The 21,193-nt window shown below is 47.8% G+C and carries 16 protein-coding genes; 7 read left to right on the top strand and 9 right to left on the bottom strand.

The features are described 5' to 3' along the window. Positions 1 to 831: site-specific integrase (locus H515_RS0106820; protein ID WP_028901761.1), on the bottom strand; the 831-nt coding region annotated here is incomplete at its 3' end. Positions 832 to 1,544: 713 nt separating this feature from the next. Here H515_RS0106820 and H515_RS0106810 point away from each other — a divergent pair. From H515_RS0106810 to H515_RS0106790, 5 genes are all read left to right on the top strand, one after another. Then, positions 1,545 to 4,238, top strand: coding sequence for a 4-alpha-glucanotransferase (locus tag H515_RS0106810; RefSeq protein ID WP_028901759.1), 2,694 nt, complete (start codon positions 1,545 to 1,547; stop codon positions 4,236 to 4,238). 73 nt (positions 4,239 to 4,311) lie between these two features. Further along, positions 4,312 to 6,516, top strand: coding sequence for a glycoside hydrolase family 97 protein (locus H515_RS0106805; RefSeq protein ID WP_025876935.1), 2,205 nt, complete (start codon positions 4,312 to 4,314; stop codon positions 6,514 to 6,516). Between the two features lie 26 nt (positions 6,517 to 6,542). Next, positions 6,543 to 6,848: a hypothetical protein gene (locus H515_RS0106800; protein ID WP_025876933.1), complete on the top strand. Its 306-nt coding sequence runs from the start codon at positions 6,543 to 6,545 to the stop codon at positions 6,846 to 6,848. Then, positions 6,845 to 8,758: a type I pullulanase gene (gene pulA, locus H515_RS0106795; RefSeq protein ID WP_028901758.1), complete on the top strand. Its 1,914-nt coding sequence runs from the start codon at positions 6,845 to 6,847 to the stop codon at positions 8,756 to 8,758. Before H515_RS0106800 ends, pulA begins: the two co-directional genes overlap by 4 nt. A gap of 32 nt (positions 8,759 to 8,790) precedes the next feature. After that, the gene (locus tag H515_RS0106790) at positions 8,791 to 10,641 is read left to right on the top strand and encodes a glycoside hydrolase family 13 protein (protein WP_025876931.1); all 1,851 of its coding nucleotides are present in this window, start codon (positions 8,791 to 8,793) and stop codon (positions 10,639 to 10,641) included. 170 nt (positions 10,642 to 10,811) lie between these two features. Here the strand turns inward: H515_RS0106790 and H515_RS0106785 are convergent, their stop codons facing one another. Further along, positions 10,812 to 11,324: a YcxB family protein gene (locus H515_RS0106785; RefSeq protein ID WP_025876928.1), complete on the bottom strand. Its 513-nt coding sequence runs from the start codon at positions 11,322 to 11,324 to the stop codon at positions 10,812 to 10,814. 57 nt (positions 11,325 to 11,381) lie between these two features. Then, positions 11,382 to 12,533, bottom strand: a complete 1,152-nt coding sequence (locus tag H515_RS0106780; protein WP_025876926.1) for a BPL-N domain-containing protein — start codon at positions 12,531 to 12,533, stop codon at positions 11,382 to 11,384. 636 nt (positions 12,534 to 13,169) lie between these two features. Here H515_RS0106780 and H515_RS0106775 point away from each other — a divergent pair. Next, positions 13,170 to 13,535 carry a desulfoferrodoxin gene (locus H515_RS0106775; protein WP_025876924.1) on the top strand — a complete coding sequence of 122 codons (366 nt, stop codon included), beginning with the start codon at positions 13,170 to 13,172 and terminating at the stop codon, positions 13,533 to 13,535. Positions 13,536 to 14,066: 531 nt separating this feature from the next. Here the strand turns inward: H515_RS0106775 and kbl are convergent. Continuing rightward, a complete protein-coding gene (gene kbl, locus H515_RS0106765) occupies positions 14,067 to 15,254 on the bottom strand; it encodes a glycine C-acetyltransferase (RefSeq protein WP_028901756.1) in 1,188 nt (395 codons plus the stop codon). 184 nt (positions 15,255 to 15,438) lie between these two features. Here kbl and H515_RS0106760 point away from each other — a divergent pair, with 184 nt between their 5' ends. Beyond that, positions 15,439 to 16,392, top strand: coding sequence for an NAD-dependent epimerase/dehydratase family protein (locus H515_RS0106760; protein WP_025876922.1), 954 nt, complete (start codon positions 15,439 to 15,441; stop codon positions 16,390 to 16,392). Between the two features lie 107 nt (positions 16,393 to 16,499). Here H515_RS0106760 and H515_RS13135 read toward each other — a convergent pair whose 3' ends face one another. The 5 genes from H515_RS13135 to H515_RS0106735 form a co-directional block, all read right to left on the bottom strand. Beyond that, the gene (locus H515_RS13135; RefSeq protein ID WP_025876920.1) at positions 16,500 to 17,015 is read right to left on the bottom strand and encodes a hypothetical protein; all 516 of its coding nucleotides are present in this window, start codon (positions 17,013 to 17,015) and stop codon (positions 16,500 to 16,502) included. Between the two features lie 22 nt (positions 17,016 to 17,037). After that, the gene (locus H515_RS0106750; protein ID WP_028901755.1) at positions 17,038 to 17,697 is read right to left on the bottom strand and encodes a NigD1/NigD2 family lipoprotein; all 660 of its coding nucleotides are present in this window, start codon (positions 17,695 to 17,697) and stop codon (positions 17,038 to 17,040) included. Continuing rightward, positions 17,690 to 18,841 carry a 1-acyl-sn-glycerol-3-phosphate acyltransferase gene (locus H515_RS0106745; protein ID WP_028901754.1) on the bottom strand — a complete coding sequence of 384 codons (1,152 nt, stop codon included), beginning with the start codon at positions 18,839 to 18,841 and terminating at the stop codon, positions 17,690 to 17,692. Before H515_RS0106745 ends, H515_RS0106750 begins: the two co-directional genes overlap by 8 nt. A gap of 221 nt (positions 18,842 to 19,062) precedes the next feature. Next, complete coding sequence (locus tag H515_RS0106740; protein WP_028901753.1) at positions 19,063 to 20,058, bottom strand: D-alanine--D-alanine ligase; 996 nt, start codon at positions 20,056 to 20,058, stop codon at positions 19,063 to 19,065. A gap of 44 nt (positions 20,059 to 20,102) precedes the next feature. Then, a complete protein-coding gene (locus H515_RS0106735; protein ID WP_025876918.1) occupies positions 20,103 to 21,191 on the bottom strand; it encodes an RluA family pseudouridine synthase in 1,089 nt (362 codons plus the stop codon). Between the last annotated feature and the right edge of the window lie 2 nt (positions 21,192 to 21,193).

The raw sequence follows: 21,193 nt of genomic DNA, 5'->3' as shown, positions 1-21,193 counted from the left end.
AAGGCTACCCTCGTCATCACGCACAAGATGGGACTTGTCCAGTTCCATCAAATCACAATACGCAGCACCCGTATAACAGGCAAAGAGGAAAATATCCCTTGCCGTTTCCATTTCCTCCTCCAATTCCTCAAAGTGGAGAGTCTTTAACTTCTCAAATGCTCCTCTGTCAAGTGCTTTGGGGAGTTTCTTGTTACCCTTGCTGATTTTGACTTTGTCAAAAAGCAGGATGTCTGCCAACCCCTCACGGTAAGCCTGCCTGCAAACTGTTTTCAAATGGGTGGCGACATTGTAGAATGAGCTCTCCTGAAATCCACACTCCCCCAAGAAGTACTGCTGAAACTCATGGATGAAGTTCTCTGTCAGTTGTGAGAAAGCTAAGTCTGAAACCTTATACTTCTTTTGGATGAACTCCTGCAAGTGGATTCTCGTGGAGTGATAGCTTGCCATTGACTCTTTTCTGAGGTCTACACCGACATGACTTTCTTTCTCCTTTATGAGCATATCAAGCCTTTCGATGAGCATGCACCGTGTCTGCACACTGCCTTGAAACTGTTCCTTCACATCGGTTGCGTCAAATGGGCAACATCTTGCAAGCAAAGACTGATAGGCTGACTGAATGGACAGCAGCAAGTTCTCCAACCTGCCATTCACCTCCACCGCCTCACGACTTTTTCCGTCCATTCTGCTCTCACGGGGATTCCACAAGTCAGGATTGCAGGAGAGCTTGCAACTGAACTGGGCGATGGAACGTCCAATGGTAATGCGTCCCATAATCGGAGCCTTGCCCGACTTGTCCAGACCGCTCTTTTTGAGGTAGAGCAACACCTTCATTTTTTTGTTTTCATACGCTTTGATGTTTTGCGGTAAAATTACCAATTTCAAAGCGTTCCTCACTTATGCAGAAAACTGCCAACCGCAGCAACAGCCACACGAGCGAAAATAATTCAGTTACCGAACATTGCTCCATCGTTACCTATGACTAAATCGGGTAACGGTTTGGTAACTGAACTTCTGCCTAAATCTGCATATTATAACTCTTTTTGAAAAGAGCACTTCTATGCAAATTATTCCGTTTTCTTCCTCATTATCAATTAGTTTACCACAACTTCTACTTTTTTTCATTTTCAAGGATTAGTTGCTTTGCAATAGCTCATTAATTGCAGGGCAATAGCTACCCTTTTGTCTTGCGAAAGGTCAGCTATTAGGTTACCGAAGTCTATGTTACTGTGCGTCACTGGGTTATGGTCAGCGTGCCAGTGGTCAGTATTGTAAATATTTTTCTTTATCATGTGGCCTTCATATACAGGTCGATCGGAAGAATGTATCTTACTATTGAATAATGCGCAGGCAACCATTTTGTCGATATTGAGTTACAGACAGTCACCAGATTGCCCTGAATAATGAACAGGATTCAAATCGAATAGTTATCCAATCTATATTGGTTTGCGCAAACGATTGCATTAAATTTGCTTTAAATCATTAGGCAACTTAGCTGACATTACTTATTTATTACTATCTTTGAACAAAAATAACGAACCATCTCTATGAATTTACAATTTTGTATAGAATATCAGACCTATTACGGACAGGATTTAGTTTTGAATGTCATCACTGGCCGACAGTTTGGGGATGCTAATATCTCTCAGTATAGAATGCACACGGCCGACGGCCTTCATTGGCTGGTGGACATCAATAGGGAAGTGACGCCCGGCAGTCAGTTGGATTATTTCTACAGTGTCCACGTCGGCGATTACGAGGAGAGCCGCGAATGGGTGGTTGCCCCTCATCGTATAGTGTTCAATTCGGTTGATGCGCTCAATTATCGGATTTTCGACCATTGGCGTGTTATTCCCGACAATGCCTACCTATACACCTCTGCCATCACCGATTGTGTAGTGGGGAGCACGATAGCTAAGGCTGGACTGAAGAAAATCAAAAGGTGTGTCTGTCTGAAGGTACAGGCTCCGCAGCTTGGGGTAGGCGATGAGCTCCGTTTGGTAGGCGCCGACCCCGTTTTAGGTGCTTGGAAGGAGCGGAAGGCCTTGAAGATGGTTCGGCAGAATGTCAATGAATGGATAGTCTGCATTGATGCTGCATCGTTGGCCAGCAGTAAGATGGAATTCAAGTTTCTCATTGAGAACGCCTCAAAAGAATATTCCCCATTGTGGGAAAACTGCAATAACCGTACGATAGAGTTGCCCGTCATGGAGGAGGGAGATACGGTGGTCTATGAGTTGGATGAGGCCTATTTTACGCTTCCTCCAGTGCGTGTGGCAGGTACGCTCGTTCCTGTATTCTCATTGCGCTCGAAGGACAGTTTTGGTATTGGCGACTTCGGCGATCTGAAGAAGATGATCGACTGGGTGAGCCTGACCAAGCAACGCCTTTTGCAGATTCTTCCCATCAACGACACGACGATCACGCACACATGGACCGATTCTTATCCTTACTCGTGCATCTCTATTTTCGCACTCCATCCGCAGTATGTCGATTTGACAAAGTTGCCCGAACTTGCCGACAAGAGTCAGCGAGAGCGGTTTGAGGCCCTTCGCAAGGAGTTGAATGCGCTGCCGCAAATCGATTACGAGCGTGTGAATGCAGCCAAGGAAGAATACCTCAAGCTGATATACAAGCAGGTGGGCAAGACGGTGATAGCAAGCAGAGATTTCAAGAATTTCTTTGTTGAAAATGAGGAATGGCTTGTGCCTTATGCTCAGTATTGTTACCTTCGTGACAAAAATGGTACGGCCGACTTCTCGAAATGGCCCGACCATCAGCAATGGGACGAGGCAGAACGACAGCCCCTGTCTTCGCCACGCAACAAAGCTTATAAGGATGTTGAATTCTACTATTTCGTGCAGTTTATTCTCAGCAGTCAGCTGAAAGCCGTACACGACTATGCCACGTCGAGACGGGTCATCCTGAAGGGCGATATACCAATTGGCGTAAACCGTTACGGCTGCGACGTATGGACAGAACCACGCTACTTCAATCTCAACGGACAGGCTGGTGCACCGCCCGATGGCTTTTCGGCAAACGGGCAGAACTGGGGCTTTCCTACCTACAACTGGGATGAGATGATCAAGGACGGTTGCCGATGGTGGGTACGCCGTTTCCAGAATATGTCAAACTATTTCGATGCCTACCGCATCGACCATGTCTTGGGCTTCTTCCGCATTTGGGAGATACCCGTGCACTCGGTTCACGGACTTTTGGGACAGTTTGCGCCTGCGCTCGGCATGAGTCGCGAGGAGATTGAGGGCTACGGCCTGCACTGGCAGGAAGAACTTTTCACCGAACCGTTCATCACCGACTGGGTGTTGGACCGCATTTTCAAGGAACATGCCGACGAGGTGCGCAACACTTATCTCATCCACAATTGGGGCGACCGCTACAGCATGCGTGCCGAATACGACACACAGCGCAAGGTGGAGGCTGCTTTTGAGGGACACGACACGGAGAAAGACATTTGGATTCGCGATGGATTGTATGCGCTCATCAGCGATGTACTCTTCGTTCGCGACCATAAAGACCCCAATCGCTTCCACCCCCGCATCACCGTTCAGATGGATTTCATTTACGAAAGCCTCTACGACAGTGACAAGGCGATATTCAACCGCCTGTACAACGATTATTTCTACCGCCGCAACAATCAGTTCTGGTATCAGGAGGCGATGAAGAAATTGCCGAAACTGGTCAATGCGACGCGTATGCTCGTATGCGCCGAAGATTTGGGCATGGTGCCCGACTGCGTGGCTTGGGTGATGAACGAGCTGAAGATACTCAGTCTTGAGATACAGAGCATGCCGAAAGATCCGAAGGTTACGTTTGGTCATCTCGGTGCCAACCCATACCGCAGCGTCAGCACTATCTCTACCCACGACATGGCAACGCTTCGCCAGTGGTGGGATGAGGACTGGGAACGGGCGCAGCACTATTTTAACAGTATGCTGCATCAAGACGGACCGGCTCCGCATCCGCTGCCTGGTTGGACGGCAAGAGAGATTGTCGGACGACATCTCGCCTCGCCGAGCATGCTTTGCGTATTGGGCATTCAGGACTGGATGAGCATTGATGAGCGGTTGCGGCTTGCCGATGCGAACGCAGAACGCATCAATGTCCCCGCCAATCCGAAGCATTATTGGCGATACCGCATGCACATCGGTATTGAGGAACTGATGAAGGCAAATGATTTCAACCATAACATCACGGACTTGATAGCACAGTCCGGGCGATAAAGAACCAATGAGCAATGGGACGCAAATGGATGCGTTCCACTGCTCGTATATAGAAGGACAAACAAAAGCAGATATGAACAGATTGAAGTTGTTGGTCGTGGTGCTGTTTTCAGCCGTTTGGGTGATGGCACAGACCGCAGGAGAAAGTAACAAGATAGTATGGCAGAAACAAGCTTCACCCGACGGAAATGTGGTGGTGGCGTTCGGCATTGACAACGGACGGCCTTGCTATACGATGCAGTTTGGGGAGAAGGAAGTGATCAGGAATTCGTATCTCGGACTGGAACTTGCCAAAGACAAGCATGCTTCGAAAGGCAAGGAGGAGACTGATCTCATGGATGGATTTGAGTTGCTGCAGACCGGCTGGGCCTCCGTCGATAACACATGGAATACCGTATGGGGAGAGTCGAGCCGGATACGCAATCACTACAACGAGATGGCAGTAAACCTTTACCAGCCGGACAGCAAGCGGAAGATGACCATCCGCTTTCGGGTCTATGACGAAGGAATGGGACTGCGCTATGAGTTTCCACAGCAGAAGGAGCTCAATTATTTCATCGTAAAGGAAGAGCACACACAGTTTGCCATGGCCGGCGACCACACGGCTTGGTGGATTCCCGGCGATTACGACACGCAGGAGCAGGAGACACAGGAGACGAAGCTCTCCGAGATACGCTCGCGCTTCCACGAGGCTGTGAACTGGGGCAACTCTTCGGTCAGCGTCTTCTCCGAAACGGGTGTGCAGACGGCATTGCAGATGAAGACCGACGACGGACTTTACATCAACCTCCACGAGGCGGCATTGGTAAACTATCCGGCGATGCACCTCAATCTCGACGACAAGACGATGACCTTCGAGTCGTGGCTCACGCCCGATGCCACTGGCAACAAGGCCTATGTTCAGACACCATTCAACACGCCTTGGCGAACGGTGATGGTCAGCGACGATGCCCGCACGATGCTGTCGAGCAATCTCATCCTTAATCTCAACGAACCGTGCAAGTTGGACGACACGAGTTGGATACACCCCACGAAGTACTGCGGTGTATGGTGGGAGATGATTGTAGGCAAAAGTTCGTGGAATTACACCGATGAATTCCCCTCGGTGAAGCTCGGACAGACCGACTACGCAAAGGCGAAGCCCAACGGACGGCACGCTGCCAACACTGAAAGGGTGAAGCAATACATCGACTTCGCTGCCGAAAACGGACTCCAGCAGGTGCTCGTCGAGGGTTGGAACATCGGATGGGAGGACTGGGCAAACAGGTGGAAGGAAGACGTTTTCGACTTCGTCACGCCCTATCCAGACTTCGACATCAAGGCGCTCAACGAATATGCCGAAGCGAAAGGAGTGAAGCTGATGATGCACCACGAGACCTCATCGAGCGTCATGAACTATGAACGACATCTCAACGATGCCTTCAATCTGATGAACCGATACGGCTACGACGCGGTGAAGACGGGCTATGTGGGCGACATCATCCCACGTGGCGACCACCACTTCTCGCAAACCATGGTGAACCATTACCAGTATGTGGTGGAACAGGCCGCCAAGCACCACATCATGGTGAATGCCCACGAGGCTGTGCGACCCACCGGACTTTGCCGCACCTATCCCAACCTCATCGGAAACGAAAGTGCGCGCGGCACGGAATACGAGGCATTCGGAGGCAACCGCCCCGACCACACCCTCATTCTGCCCTTTACACGATTGCAGGGCGGACCGATGGACTACACGCCTGGCATACTCGAAACGCAACTCAAGACGTGGAGCGACAACCCGAACTTCATACACACCACACTCATCGGCCAACTCGCACTCTATCTGACAATGTACAGCCCACTCCAAATGGCAGCCGACCTGCCCGAAAACTACAAGAAATATGCCGACGCCTTCGAGTTCATCCGCGACGTGCCGTGCGACTGGGAACAGAGCATCTATCTCGAAGCCGAGCCCGCACGCTACATCACCGTGGCACGAAAGGCGCCCTATCCAGACGTGGACTGCTGGTATGTCGGCGGAAAATGCAACGAAGACGGACACACGAGCGTCATAAAGCTCGACTTCCTCGAAGCCGACGACTACTACGACTGCACCATCTACGCCGATGCCAAGAACGCTCACTACGAGAAAAATCCGAAAGCCTATACCATCAAGAAGAAGCGCGTGAAGAAAGGCGACGTGCTCAAGATAAAGCAAGCACCCGGCGGCGGTTTCACCATGCGATTGTATGAAAGCAATCCACCCGTGAAGAAAATCATGTTGATAGCCCAGTAATCAAGCAGACTTACCAAGCTTTCCGAATGAAAACAACACAGCGAAATGAAGAAGCAATAGACGATACACTGGAAAAGTATAATCGTTTCGATAAAAAAGTACGTACTTTTCAGAGAAAAAGTACGATCTTTTTGATGAAAAAGTACGTACTTTTTTCCGAGGTACTCCCATCGTTTTGCAAAGCATTGATAATCAAACAATTACAAAAGGCCTATTTCATAGCAAAAAACAACCGAATTTTCACCGCCAGAAACCGAAAAAATAGTAACAACCGCCCCCACATCTCACCTTTGAAAAGGCCCGTGGAGGCACCAAAAAAACAAAAGCAATGAACCCAAAACACCTCATCCCGACCCTCCTCTTAGCCCTCTTGCTCCCGCAAGGAACAAAGGCACAGGAGCTTTTCAATGAAATAACCTACTCGCCAAAGGCCACCGTCTTCCAGCTCAACGCACCCGTAAAACCCACCCTCCGCCTCTACGAAGCCGGACGAGGAGGCAAAGCCTATAAAAAAATAAAGATGCAACACGCAGCCGAGAACCGATGGACAGCCACCGTCAAAGGCAACCTCAAAGGAAAATTCTACACCTTCGACATCGGACGGGGCGAGACTCCAGGCGTGTTCGCCAAAGCCGTCGGCTGCAACGGCGCACGAGGAGCAGTCGTGGACATGAGCGAAACCAACCCGACAGGCTGGGAACAAGACCGCCGACTGCCGACCAACAGTCCCGCCGACCTCGTCATCTACGAGATGCACCACCGCGACTTCTCCATCGACCCCTCATCCGGACTGCTGCACAAAGGCAAATACCTCGCCCTGACAGAGCAGAAAGCCATCGACCACCTCAAGCAGTTGGGCATCAACGCCGTGCACATTCTCCCCTCCTACGACTACGCGTCAGTGGACGAATCGCAACCCGACAAACCACAATACAACTGGGGCTACGACCCACTGAACTACAACGTGCCGGATGGAAGCTACTCCTACGACGCCTCACTGCCCACACGCCGCATCATCGAATTCAAACAAATGGTACAAGCACTCCACAAAGCCGGCATACGCGTCATACTCGACGTAGTCTATAACCACACCTACGACATCGAGGGCAGCAACTTCGAACGCACCTTCCCCAAGGCCTATTACCGCTATACAGCCGACGGAAAGCCAAGCAACGGCTCCGGATGCGGAAACGAAACAGCATCAGAGAAACCACTCATGCGCCAATTCATGATCGAAAGCATGAAATATTGGGCAACAGAATACCACATCGACGGCTTCAGAGTCGATCTCATGGGCATACACGACATCCAGACCATGAACCTCATCCGCAAGGAACTCACCAGCATCGACCCCTCCATCTTCATCTACGGCGAGGGATGGAGCGCAGGCACCTGTGCCTATCCAATAGAAAAACTCGCCATGAAAGCCAACATCAGCCAACTACCCGGAATAGCCGCCTTCTCCGACGACCTACGCGATGCACTGCGCGGACCATTCTCCGACGACCGTCAAGCCGCTTTCTTGGGAGGAATAAGCGGAATGGAGGAAAGCATCAAGGCAGGCATAGCCGGGATGATTGCTCACCCACAAGTGGACTACTCAAAGGTAAACTACTCCAAACAACCCTACGCCACAGAGCCGACACAGATGATAGCCTATGTCAGCTGCCACGATGATATGTGTCTGGTGGACAGAATCAAAGCCTCCATACCCGAAGCCGCCTATGACACCGAAACACTTATCCGTCTCGACCTCCTCGCACAGACAGCCGTATTCACCTCGCAAGGTGTGCCCTTCATGCTCGCCGGTGAGGAAATGCTGCGCGACAAGAAAGGCGTCCATAATTCCTACAACTCCCCCGACTCAATCAACCGCCTCGACTGGAACAATCTCACAGCCTACCCACAGGTATTTAACTACTACAGCGGCCTCATCAACCTCCGCCACAACCATCCAGCTTTCCGTCTCGGCGCTGCCGACCTCGTGCGAAAGCATCTGGAATTCCTGCCCGTGCAAGACTGTCTCGTAGCCTTCCGCCTGAAGAATCACGCAGGAGGCGACAAGTGGAACAACATCTACGTCATCCTCAATGCCAACAACCAACTTCGCACCGTCACGCTTCCGCAAGGCAAATACACCATCGTCTGCACCAACGGCGAAATCAACGAAAACGGACTCGGCGAGATGGAAGGCGGCGAAGTGATGGTGGACGGACAATCGGCACTCATCCTCCACGATTAGAAACATCACAAACGATAAAACAAACAATCCGTATGAAAAAAATCACCTTACTGCTTTCACTCTGTCTGCTCACACTCACCGTGAATGCCAAGATAAAGATAAAGAAAATCGACCCCACCTATTGGTATGTAGGAATGAAAGATGCCTCGCTGCAACTCATGGCTTATGGCGAAGGCATCAAGAATGCCGATGTGAACATCAACTATCCCGGCGTGAGAATTGACTCGCTCGTCCGATTGGATTCGCCCAACTATCTCCTTCTTTACCTTAATATGGACGGAGCAAAAGCTGGAGTGATGAACATAGAATTTACACTCGGAAAGCAGAAAACAACCGTTAAATACTCATTGCTCAACCGCACGATGGCAGGCGAAGAACGCAAGGGATTCGACAATACCGACGTGCTTTATATGCTCATGCCCGACCGCTTCGCCAACGGCAATCCCAAGAACGACATCATCAAAGGCATGCACGATGAACGCTGCGACCGCAACGAACCAAGCCTCCGGCACGGTGGCGACCTCGAAGGCATCCGGCAGCACCTCGACTACTTCACCGAACTGGGTGTGACGGCTCTCTGGTTCACACCTGTATTGGAGAACGACCGCCCTGCAGACGACGGGAAGTACAGCACTTACCACGGCTATGCCACCACTGATTACTACCGTGTCGATCCTCGTTTCGGAACGAACGAAGAATACAAATCGCTCGTCGATGCCTGCCACGCCAAAAGATTGAAGGTGGTGATGGATATGATTTTCAACCACTGCGGCGACTATCATATCTGGAACAAGGATGTACCGTCGAAAGATTGGTTCAATCATCCTGGTTACGGTCTTCAAACTTCCTATAAACTCACACCTGTCCTCGACCCCTATGCCAGTAAGGTGGATATGGCGGAAACGGTCGATGGTTGGTTCGTAAGCTCTATGCCCGATCTCAATCAACGCAATCCCCACGTCATCAAATATCTCATACAAAACTCCGTTTGGTGGATAGAGACCGTCGGCATCGACGGCATCCGCATGGACACCTATCCCTATGCCGACCGAAAGGCAATGGCCCAGTGGATGAAAACCCTCGACACGGAATATCCGAACTTCAACACCGTCGGCGAAACATGGGTGACAGAACCCGCCTATCCTGCTGCTTGGCAGAAAGACAGCAAGCTATCCGACTGTAACAGCTATCTCAAAACCGTGATGGACTTCGCTTTCTTCGACCGGCTATCGATGGCAAAGAACGAGGAAACCGATGATTGGTGGAAGGGGCTCAACCGCATCTACAACGTCTTGTGCTACGATTATCTCTATGCTAACCCATCGGCCGTGATGGCATTCGTCGAGAACCACGATACCGACCGTTTCCTCGCCAACGGCAAGGACTCCACTGCCCTCAAGCAGGCTTATGCTCTTCTGCTGACGATGAACCGAACACCGCAGCTCTATTACGGTACGGAAATCCTGATGAATGGCACGAAGGAAGTAACAGATGGTAATGTCCGCAAAGACTTCCCCGGTGGTTTCCCTGATGATAAGGCAAACAAATTCACCCGCGAGGGACGCACGGCAGCCGAGAATGCCATGTTCGATTGGACCAGCCGTCTGCTTCATTGGCGACAAGGCAACGAAGTCATTACGCACGGAACGCAAACCCAATTCATCCCATATCACGGCATTTACGTCATTGCCCGCCAATACAAAGGCAAGAACGTTCTGACCATCCTCAACGGTAAGCAAACTGACAACCGACTTGAGGTTGCCCGCTATGCCGAAATCATTGGGCAGCACACCACCGCAACAGATGTAATAACGGGCAAGACCATTGATTTGACGAAAGATATCCCAATGACCCAACGGCAAACAATGATACTTTCCTTCTAATAAATCAATTGATTTACCATCTTTACGAATAAAATCTAAAACAGAGGGCTACCAATTTATTTTGGTAGCCCTCACCACATTGTCCTTGCTAAGACACGATAGAATAGTGCGGTTTCATATTGATTAATTGAAACCTGAAATTTGAGCGAACGGTAGTCTTGACTTCCTTTTTAGATATTGTATTTTTCCTTTATCTTATGTATAAAATCAACGAACCCTTCTCCAGCTTTGCCTTTCGGTATGATAGTTCCTTGTCCCTTGCTATGCATCAAGTAGAAATGTGAGGGCGTTTCTATTATCTTCGTTAGCTTGTCATAGGCAATAGAAGAATTGCCAAAAGAGCTGATATGTTCGCTGTGATCTTCATAAAAGTTCACGGTATATTCTTGATTTTGCATCAGTTTATTCTCATCAAAAGCCTTGTTTGCTTTCTTTTTGGGGCGAGTAAAATAAAACCAATTAGTACAGCATAGCATCACGACTATAAAGATAATCCCCCACCAGAAATGCTTGAAATCAGTTATCAGTGTTTCTCCCATGATGCTCATCATGATAAATAGCGCACAAACATTGATAATAATCAAACTTCTGACAAAATGAAATTCCTTTTTAAGTACAACCATATTGAATGTTTGATATTCATCTCTGGTTATAGTATTGGTAATGGAAAATAATGGTGTCATATATTATAAGTTCTTGCTCTTTACAGGACTATTTTGTTTTGCGAACTGATCATGAAATTATTTTGTAATCAGCTCTTTTAAGTTGTTCAGATAACGCTCCATTTCCTGTTTTGCCTTTGCGTCCTTTTCTACTTTGACGGCTGTCTCCAAATCCTTCATATAGGTGAGATAGTCGGTTTCAGCAATGAACTTTGCTGCACGGATTCTGACAATCGGACTGCCATCGAAGAGCAAACCCTGTACCCAGCGCTTCGCATCCCATGACCGACACGATTGCAGCCAGTCGAGCGCTGCCACCTTTTCCTCCGGAGTTCCATATAGGAACGTTTCGTAGTATGCCTTTTCTTTCTTTAGGTCGGCTTTGGTCATGAGTATCTCCTTATTATATATGTTGGGATTCACGACCCTTTGCTTGTAGGCTTTTATGGGCATGCGGAGGGTCCAGCGTATGATTCTCGGTATCATCCACATCATACCCGGAGTGGCTTCAGGATGCGCAATGCAGCTTGCCACCCTGCCTTTTCCCAATTTGTTGGTGATGAGGAACGGCTTGTTGTTGGTCATGTTGCTTGGTGCGTTGCCCTCTTCGTGAACGTCGCTTTCCATGATGGCGAGCGTGTTATATTTTATCGTGCTGTTGTCAGCTTCGGTGAATACAGGACCTTCGTAATAAACCACGTAGGAGAATGGTCGGTCTGCCAACTCCGGGAACAGTTTTGTCCCTTCTTTTGTCAGTGAAAACTTAGCAATGCCGTGCCCGCGGTTGTCGTGTTCTATGTCAATGGCTTTTGCACCGTTGATGCGCATGCAGGCATAGTCGGGAGTGTCAGAGAAAAGATAGGCACCCGCACAGATGCCTAGTGCTCCTTTTCCTGACTCTATGAATTTCCTGAGCCGTTGGATGTTCTCCGTTCCGAGGTTCAAATACTGCGTCGAACCACCACCTCCGGGAATGATAATGGCATCCAGCTCGTTCAGAATGCCGTTGGCAATGTCGGCGGTAGTGATGGTTCGTACCGTCATGTCAGGGTCGATTTTCACCGCTTCCACGGCTTCCCATATACATGTTTGTGAGCCACCATGTCCTTCAAACACGCCAACACGCGTCTTTCCGTCTTCTCTCGAAGCCCATGCTCCAACAGTAGTCGAACAAAGTAACAACAGTAAGATTGCTCTTTTTGCAATTTTGCTCAAGTTTGAGTTTTTCATTTTGCGTTTCCTTTTATAATTGTAGTTATCTATTGCTTGTTTATTAGCCAGATTGTTCTCATCTGCAAATTTCCGTAATTTCTTCGATTTATGCAAGAAAAACCACCGGACAATTTCCTCCGGGGTGGGGGAGAGTTGGCATTAGAACCAATAACTGAAGACGAGTGGGATGCTTGTCCTTCCTTTTCATTGTTGTGCAGTACTTCGTTTTTTCGTTCCATTCCGACTATTGAGGTAAATATTATTTACACTTGATACTTCTTCTCTTTTCTATTGTAATTTACTGATAATCATTTTGATAACTTAGTTTTTATCAGTTTTCACCTATCGGAAACCAATCGCTTAGCTTTTGCGGGGTAAAACCTAAGTTTTCGTGTTGCAAAAGCTGACCTTTTGAGTTTCAAAAGCTGACTTTTTAAAAGAACTGTGAATAATCTTTACAAATCAAGATACTGCTCATTGAATTTCAAAGGCGTACTCACTGTTGTCATTCTTCTAATGGCATGGGAGAAAATTTCAACTGCAAAGAAAACTTAAATATAAACCTACTAATTGGATTTATTACAAAAAACATTTGCAACTTATTGATAATATGTGTATCTTTGCAATATACAATAACATTAAGAAATAAAGATTATGGCTAAAAGAAATGAAGTTTATAAGTGCAAAGAGTGTGGAAATATAGTAGAAGTGATAGTTCCAGGAGAAAAAGATCTTTGCGGAATGGAGCTGTTGAAAGAAAATACTACTGACGCTGCCACAGAGAAGCATGTGCCCGTAGTCGAGAAGATAGACGGTGGCTATCGTGTAACAGTCGGTGAAGTTGAGCACCCAATGACAGAGGCTCACTGGATTCAGTGGATAGAGTTGATCACCGACAACAATGAAGTGCTTCGCAAGTATCTTGAACCAACGGACAAGCCTGTTGCTGAATTTAAGACTGATGCAAAAAACGTTGTCGCACGTGAGTATTGCAATTTACATGGCCTTTGGAAGAAGTAAGAGAAACCATGACAATCAATTATAAAAAGCCGACCTTATTATTTAGGTCGGCTCTTTTTTTAATGCGATTGCCGACTTTTTGAAAGTTCTATAGATGAGTTGTTCCATTGTCAAGATTACGTTCGTAATCACTTATTTGAAGTTGAGTTCATGGCTCAGGTTGGCAGTGTTGTCAAAATCTGCTCCACCAATTTTCGTAGCGTAACCTTCAGTCTCATACATCTTTGTTGATAAAATATCGAGCGTTGCGCATGCTATCACTCCCAACGGCTTCTGTTTCTTCGTTCATTCTGTTGCGTATGATGCACGAATTGAAACAGACGATAGAATGAAAGATGAGAGAACGATGAAAAAGAGATAGAAAGATCGTAGCAAAGTAAAATAAAAACGAAGAAAGGGATATTCGTTTAATTTTGAGAACCACCTTAAATCGATAGAATATCATTTTGGAACAGGGCATTCAAAAAGAAACCGCCCCATCCCGATATTAGGGATAGAGCGGCATGAATATACATTTTATAACAATTCTGCTTACTTCAGCACACCAAGTTCTTTGCCCACCTTGATAAAGGCAGCAATGGCCTTGTCGAGTTGCTCACGAGTGTGACCAGCAGAGAGCTGTACACGGATGCGAGCCTGCTCCTTCGGTACTACTGGATAGTAGAAACCTGTAACGTAAATGCCTTCGTCGAGCATCTTAGACGCATAAACCTGAGACAACTTAGCATCATAGAGCATCACCGCACAAATGGCACTCTGGGTTGGCTTGATATCGAAGCCGGCAGCCATCATCTTGTCGCGGAAGTAGTTGACATTCTCCACCAACTTGTCGTGCAATTCGTTGCTTTCCTTCAGCATCTTGAACACCTCAAGGCTGGCACCGATGATGCCTGGAGCCAAAGAGTTGGAGAACAGATAAGGACGGCTGCGCTGACGCAGCAAGTCGATGATTTCCTTGCGGCCTGTTGTGAAGCCTCCCAGTGCACCACCGAAAGCCTTACCAAGCGTACCAGTGTAGATATCCACACGGTCGTATGTGTTGCAGAGTTCGCTCACACCGTGACCGGTAGCACCTACCACACCAGCAGAGTGTGACTCGTCAACCATGACAAGTGCGTCGTACTTCTCAGCGAGGTCGCAAATCTTATCCATTGGAGCCACATTGCCATCCATTGAGAACACACCGTCGGTAACGATGATGCGGAATCGCTGTGCCTGTGCTTCCTTGAGGCAGTTTTCAAGTTCAGCCATATCGGCATTGGCATAACGATAACGCTTAGCCTTACAAAGGCGAACACCATCGATGATGGATGCGTGGTTCAATGAGTCGGAGATGATGGCATCCTGATCGGTGAGCAATGGCTCGAAAACGCCACCGTTGGCATCGAAACAAGCTGCATAGAGAATAGTATCCTCAGTCTTGAAATAGTCAGAGATAGCAGCTTCCAACTGCTTGTGGATGTCCTGTGTACCGCAGATGAAGCGTACTGACGACATGCCGAAGCCACGTTTGTCGAGCATTTTCTTTGATGCTTCAATCAAACGGGGATGGTTTGACAAACCAAGATAATTATTTGCACAAAAATTCAGAACTTCCTTTCCCTTCACGGTAATAGCCGCCTGTTGTGGTCCTTCAATGAGGCGCTCTTCCTTGTAAAGTCCAGCTTCCTTGATTTCTGCGAGTGTATCGCAGAGATGTTGTTTCATTTTACCATACATAACACTAGATATTAAAATTTACAACCGCAAAGTAAATCATATTTTTTGAGAAAAAGGCCTTATCAAAGGATTAATTTCAATCCACACAAGCATTTTTATACAACATTAATACTTTTATTTCATAAACTAATCAAAAAAGTATTTAACTTTGTGCCATTGTAATCAAAATCAGAAAAATAATAATATGAAAAATGTATTGGTAATCGGCTCAACGGGGCAAATTGGCTCTGAACTGACAAGAGAACTGAGAAAGCGTTTCGGAAACGAGCATGTAGTGGCTGGCTACATCAAAGGTGCAGAACCAACAGGCGAACTCAAGGAAAGCGGTCCATCAGCAGAGTGCGACGTAACAAACCCGGATATGCTCAACGAAGCTGTAAAGAAATACAACATCGACACCATCTACAATCTTGCTGCGCTTCTCTCTGTGGTAGCTGAAGGCAAACCACGTCTGGCATGGAAGATTGGTATCGACGGGCTTTGGAATGTTTTGGAAGTAGCTCGTGAAAACAACTGCGCCGTATTTACACCAAGTTCAATAGGCTCTTTCGGCCCGAACTCACCACACGACATGACGCCACAGGACACCATTCAGCGTCCAATCACCATCTACGGTGTATCAAAGGTCACCACCGAGTTGCTCAGCGACTATTACCGCAAGAAGTATGGCGTGGACACACGTTCAGTACGCTTCCCTGGGCTTATCTCATACGTTACTCCTCCGGGCGGCGGTACTACTGATTACGCTGTTGACATCTACTATTCTGCCGTAAAGGGTGAGAAGTTTGTCTGCCCAATCGCAAAGGGAACATTCATGGACATGATGTACATGCCTGACGCATTGAACGCTGCTATCTCGCTGATGGAAGCAGACCCATCGAAGCTCGTTCACTATAATGGTTTTAACATCGCATCCATGAGTTTTGAGCCGGAAATGATTTACAACGAAATCAAGAAGCACAAGCCAAACTTTGAAATGGTTTACGAGGTGAACCCACTGTTGCAGAATAACGCTGACAGCTGGCCCAACAGCCTCGACGACTCTTGTGCCCGTGCGGAATGGGGATGGAAACCTCAGTACGACCTGAAGAGTATGACTGTGGATATGCTTGAGCAACTCAGCAAGAAACTACTCTAATCAAAACAAAATCATAGCTTAATTACAAAAATGGCTCGAAAGCGGATTGCTATCGAGCCATTTGTTTTTCTGACAATTACCTTATAACGCATTGGTACCTTCACTTTTCACTTCGTTGTTATCACAACCATTGACTTTCGTTCCGGACTGACAGTTCCTTTGTGAATAAGCAACTCCATTTTTTTAATTTTCTTTCTGTGTAGGGATTTTGACAAGGCTGTGGCAAAATATTCAGGAAAATACAAGGCATCAATAATTGTTATTCGCTTCCTTGGTTTTCGACGCTTACCATCTATCATCAAATCCAATTCTGCCAAAGAGTTTGTCCTTATTAGAATTATCCCGGAAGTATTAGGCTTACACAAAATAACTTTCTCTGCCGCTGCTTTATCAACAACTATAATTGTGTCGATGGCATAGCTATTAAGGCAATCCAAACGCCGGGCTACAATCTGCTTTGCGGAATCTGACAACATCTCGGTTTGGGAAACCTGCAGTATAGAGTCATTGATTTCCATTCCATCTATTATAACAAGAGGATTATCTGAGTGTTCCTGCGTTTGTGCGAGCATGTTCAGTTGAACAAATGCCAAAGCAATGACCAATAATAGTTTTTCCCTCATGGCAATTTTATTGTTCTTTCAATCAGTACAACTCGAATGACTTTACCACCACTCCTTCATAAGTGTGGAGCAACAACTGAAGCCTCGTCCCCTTATGGAAAGCAGAAGTGGGAATACTGGCATAAAAATGTGTGGAATAGTATTCCGGAACCTGATTCTGTTGATGCCGGAATCGAAGGTAATAGGTCTTTGTCGCATCCCCATCGGTGACGATGGAATCGCAAACGACACCGACGGAATGGCGTTGTGTCTCATCAGACGTCGGACCAGTCTTGAGCATCAGACCGAGATTCAGGTATTTTCCGTTTTTGCTCAGCCACGCACTTTTGAAAATAACTGGGTCGTCGCCGGCAGAATCATCGTCAGAGGGTGTTGAGGGCTTCAACACCGGTACCCAAGAAATGGCCACGGGCTCATTCACCTCTCCTTTCTTATTATAATATAGTTGGGCACGATAAACCGAATCGGGAGTGGTCGCCCAACTTGCGCTCAGAGGAACGGAAAGATTCACGATTTCGTCGTCGTCCGTCACGGCCGATACAAACTTCGCCGAGGCATCGGTCTTGGCCTCAACAAAGTCTGAACGCAGATAGGAAAAATCGGAATCGCCTGTCTCAAATGCATCATTTGTACAAGCTACCATTCCCAATACGGACAAAAACAACAGGAACTTCCTAATCATTGGCTTTCAGATAGTTTATCGCAGGATTGGCATACATGGTCAGAATACGGTTGCGGAGGAAGCATTCGTCCTTGTTTGGCAAATCGATTTTGGCAATCTGGCCATCAAGATACTTCTCGAACGCGACCTTTTCCTCTGCTGAATATCTATCGGCAAATTCAGTTTTCCCATTCAACAGGTCGAGAGCCACATAGTTATTGGCATAAAGGTGATAGCGCTTGTGTATCTCTTTGTCGATATATTCGGCAATGGCCGTGTACAATTCGGCCTTACTCATATCGGTTGGCAGAGTCGACAGGTAGGCATCGATGCTCGTTGCGGCATGGTAATGAATGCGTCCCTTGTAACCGATGATACCCGTTTTCATGCTGATGATGTCGTCTTGCGGTCCTTTCTTGAAGTCGTCGCTATCGCGTCGCTGCTGAAACTCCTTTGCCTTGAGGAAGTCACAGGGGTCGTACTCGTAGGAAATGGCCAGCGGCACGATGTGCAGGCTCTTTAACCGGTCAATCACCGAGCCTTCTCCGCCCATCGTCATCATTTTAAGGATGGCTTCAGCCGTGCGGTCGTCTGAATCCTTGGCACGCCCTTCGCGCTGGGCTATCCAAATATTCTCATGTTTTTCTGCAATGGCGAAGTGCATATACTCAGCGAGAGTCTTGCTGGCTTGCAGCATTTGGCGCATGGGGAGTCCGCGTTGGACGATGAAACTCTTGTTGAGTCGCACGATGTCTTTCACCCAAGCGAGTTTCAGGAGGTTGTCGCCAATGGCAATCTCACAAGTGGTTCTGAAATCATTGTCGATGAGCAGCACATCAAGCAGTGCCGAGTCAAGAACGATGTCGCGATGATTGCTCACAAAGGTGTGACTCGCCTCTCTATCCAAGGCCGGAGCTTCCATCGTAAAGCCCTTGCTTGCCTTTTGCATAATGCCATTCACTATGCCTTTGATGATGTTCTTTTGAAACTCCAAAGGTGTCTTGCAAGCCAAAGCCTGCTGTTTTACAACTTCAGTAGGGACGTTTGGAAACAACGTCTTTACGACTCCCAAGAATTGCGGGTCGGCAAATAATCTTTCAATGACCGTAGGCATTTCCTCAGGTGTGAACGGCCGAATCTCGTCAAACTTTTCTGGTATTATCATTTCAGTGTTGTTTATGTAAGTGTTCAGGCAGACCAATGTTGTAATTTCTTGCAATTACCCATAGGCAGGACCTTGAATGGGAAGACAGCTTTCGCACTGTTGGCTCATACCAACGATGGTTTCATTGGTCAGCCATAGATTTTGAAAGGAAAGACTTTGGCAGACGAATAGCGAGCGTCCGTCTTCGCGTCTATACCCCTCTGCAAGCAGTTCGTCGGTGATTAAAACTGGTTTTCTACGATTTCGCTCAGTACTTCTTTGATATCCAGCCCCGCCGCACGCACCTGCTGCGGTATGAAGCTTGTCATCGTCATACCGGGAGTCGTGTTTACCTCAAGCATATTGACAACATCGTTGCCCTGTTGGTCTTTCGTGATGATGTAATCGATACGAATGATACCGTTAGCGTGGAGAATATCGTAAATTCGGCTGGTCAAAGCAGCCACCTTCTCTGCTGTCTCAGGCGCAATTCGGGCAGGCGTTATCTCGTCAACCTCACCGTTATACTTTGCGTTATAGTCGAAAAACTCGTTGCTTGTGACAACTTCCGTAGCGGGGAACACCACCGATTTCTTTTTGGTCTTGTAAACACCTTGCGAAAGTTCCACACCATCGAGGAAACCTTCGATCATCACCTCGTCACTCTCCATGAAGGCAACACGGAGGGCTGGTGCTATCTGGTCGGCATTCTTCACCTTTGAGACACCAAAACTGCTTCCGTCTGCCGCTGGCTTCACGAAGCAAGGCATCCCCAAACGCGCCTCGATTTCCTTCTCATTGTAGCTTTCTCCGCGACGAAGCAAGATGCTGTCGGGCACCCGAATACCATAAGTGCTGAGATAACGGTTCAGAACATATTTATTGAATGTTAAAGCCTCAACCAGCACTCCACAAGTGGAGTAAGGGAGATTGATCAACTCAAAATACCCTTGCATCACACCATTCTCGCCCGGTTGCCCGTGAATGGTAATGTAGGCATAGTCGAACAGGACGAGTTTGTTGTTCAGACGGAAAGAGAAATCGTTCTTGTCTATGGGAGCCGTTGTCCCATTGTCAAGATTAACGTGCCAGTCAGTCCCTTTTACATCAACTACGTATATATCATACCGCTCTTTGTCGAAAAAAGAATACAATCCCTGTGCTGAGCGCAGAGAGACATCATGTTCTGAAGAGTCACCTCCACAGACGATGGCAATTGTTCGTTTCGTATTATTCATGTGTCTATAATATTTTGTTCTCTATGATTAGGGCACACGGCACCTTATACTATCTCATCTTTACCCTTAATATAATTTCTCCATTTCTCAATGACAGCAGCGAGATCGCTTGGGAGTTCACTTGTGAAATCCATCTGCTCGCCCGTCCTTGGATGGACAAAGCCCAGCGTGCGTGCATGAAGGGCCTGTCGGTTGCACATCTTTAGGCAGTTCTGAATGTAGGCCTTGTAGCTGGCAGTTCGCTGACCGCGGATGATTTCCGTACCGCCGTATCGCTCATCGCCGAAAAGCGGATGCCCGATGTGCTTCATGTGTGCACGAATCTGGTGCGTGCGACCCGTCTCCAAAATGCATTCTACGAGCGTTGTGTATCCGAAGCGTTCCAAAATCTTATAGTGAGTGACGGCGCTCTTTCCGATTCCAGAGTCGGGAGGAAACACTGTCATGCGCAGACGGTCTTTCGGATCGCGAGCGATGTTTCCTTCAATTCTGCCCTTTTCCTCGGCGAAGTTCCCCCAGACGAGTGCATTATAGCTTCTGTGGGTTGTCTTGTTGTAGAACTGCTTGCCAAGTTTTGTCTTCGCATCAGGGTTCTTTGCTATCACAAGAAGTCCGCTTGTGTCCTTGTCAATCCGGTGAACGAGTCCTACTGCGGGATCATTGGGGTCGAAACTCTCAAGGTCTTTCAAGTGCCAGGCTATGGCATTGATGAGCGTACCATGGAAATTCCCAGCCCCTGGATGAACAACCAGTCCTGCCGGCTTGTTGACGACCATCAGATCCTGATCTTCAAAGACGATATCAAGGGGAATATCCTCCGCCTCTATGGTGTTATCGTGCTTCGGCCGATCGAGCATTAGTGTGATGATGTCGTCGGGGCGCACCTTGTAGTTACTCTTTACGGGGCTTCCGTTCACATGAATACATCCTGCATCGGCAGCCTTTTGAATGCGATTGCGGCTGGAATGCTGCATCCGCTCGAAGAGATACTTGTCGATTCTGACAGCATCCTGCCCCTTATCGACAACCACTCTGAAGTGCTCGTAGAGTTCTCCACCAGCATCCAGTTCGCCCTCGTGCTCGGAAAAGCCATCGAGCAAGTCGTCGTCCAGAAGTTCGTCGTCGTCAACCATAT

Origin of the sequence: Prevotella corporis DSM 18810 = JCM 8529 (assembly GCF_000430525.1) — a bacterium.
In the GTDB taxonomy this organism is placed as follows: Bacteria; Bacteroidota; Bacteroidia; order Bacteroidales; family Bacteroidaceae; genus Prevotella; species Prevotella corporis.
Note: the sequence above shows the minus strand (reverse complement) of the source record. Positions and strands in the feature narration are given on the sequence as shown.